This window comes from Gardnerella vaginalis 1500E, assembly GCF_000263595.1.
In the GTDB taxonomy this organism is placed as follows: domain Bacteria; phylum Actinomycetota; class Actinomycetes; order Actinomycetales; family Bifidobacteriaceae; genus Bifidobacterium; species Bifidobacterium vaginale_E.
The window spans coordinates 1-1,376 of record NZ_ADES01000002.1; the positions used below are offsets into that span (position 1 = coordinate 1).

At 30.5% G+C, this 1,376-nt stretch carries 1 protein-coding gene; it reads right to left on the reverse strand.

Annotation, left to right across the window (positions count from 1 at the left end; all coding sequences use genetic code 11):
- Positions 1-88: 88 nt before the first annotated feature.
- Positions 89-1,270 carry an IS256 family transposase gene (locus CGSMWGV1500E_RS05120; protein WP_004126753.1) on the reverse strand — a complete coding sequence of 394 codons (1,182 nt, stop codon included), beginning with the start codon at positions 1,268-1,270 and terminating at the stop codon, positions 89-91.
- Positions 1,271-1,376 lie beyond the last annotated feature (106 nt).

Sequence of the window (1,376 nt, forward strand, 5' to 3'; positions counted from 1 at the left end):
GGCAGTGTCAAGAATTTTGTGTAAACTCCACTAGTTGTCAATCAAGCTATCAATCCAATAATATTTGCTTTTCTACGAAAAGCAAATATTATTGGATTTCGAATTTTTCGTGCAGGTCATAAGACGCTAATCCAAATCCTCTATGAATTCTTTCTTTAGATAATTCATTTTGTTCAATACAAAATACTCCTAGATAACGATTTAAACTATCCTCTGCTGGAAACTGTTCCTTTGCTTTTAATCGTTTTTTTAGTTGCTTATTGAGACTTTCAATTAAATTAGTCGTATAAATACTTTGACGAATTTGTTTAGGGAAGTCAAAAAAGACTAATAAATCGTCATAAACTGAATCAATACTTGCACAGACTTTAGGATAACGTTTGTGTATGTTTTCTAGAAATTCGTTTAATTTTTTCTCTGCATCTTCTTTATTGTTTGATTGATAAACTTTCTTAAGTGAATCTACTAATTCTCTTTTATCTTCAACTCTTACCTTCTTTTGTAATTGTCGGATTAAATGAACCCAACAAGTTTGATATTTTGCGTTAGGAAACACGCTTAAAAGAGCAGTCTTAACCCCACTAAGTCCATCTGTAATAAATAGTAAAACTTCTTGTAATCCTCTTTGTTTCAATGATTCCAACATTTCTTTATAGTGTTCAGCAGATTCAGTAGGATAGATTGCATAATCAAGAATTTCTTTACTGCCTTCTGGAGTAATTCCTACTAAAAAGTGAACAGCTTCCTTTTGAACAGTAGCTCTTCTTAAATGAACATACGTTGCATCAGCATAAATCACTGCATAACGAGATTGAACTTTTCTTTGATGAAATTCTTTAACAGAGTCTTCAACTTGTTTTGTAATATTTGTTACGGTAGTAGGGCTATAGTGATGACCGTAAATATCTTCGATACACTCTGCAATTTCACGGTTAGTAAAGCCTTTAGAATAAAGTTTAATAATAACCTCTTCTAATTTTTCGGAATTTCTTTTATAAGCTTTAATAATTTTTTGCTCGAATTCTCCGTTACGATCTCGTGGAATATGGATATTTAAAATACCATATTCTGAATAAATTTTACGATTATAGCCACCATTTCTTGAATTTCCGGTGTTATATCCCTCTACAGAATGTTTAGGGTAGTTTAAATGCTCTGTTAATTCAACTTGAAGTAATTGATTAATCCCATTTTCAATCGCTTCTTTTAATAAGTGATTAATATTGTCACCTTGTAATAGTCTTTTTGTCAATTCTGTGTTAAAATCCATTTAGAAGTCACTCCTTTGTTAATTTGTTTTGGTAGATTAATTATACAACTAGTGGCTTCTTTTTTTATACTCTTTTTTGTGTTTACACAAAATATTGTACACTCTC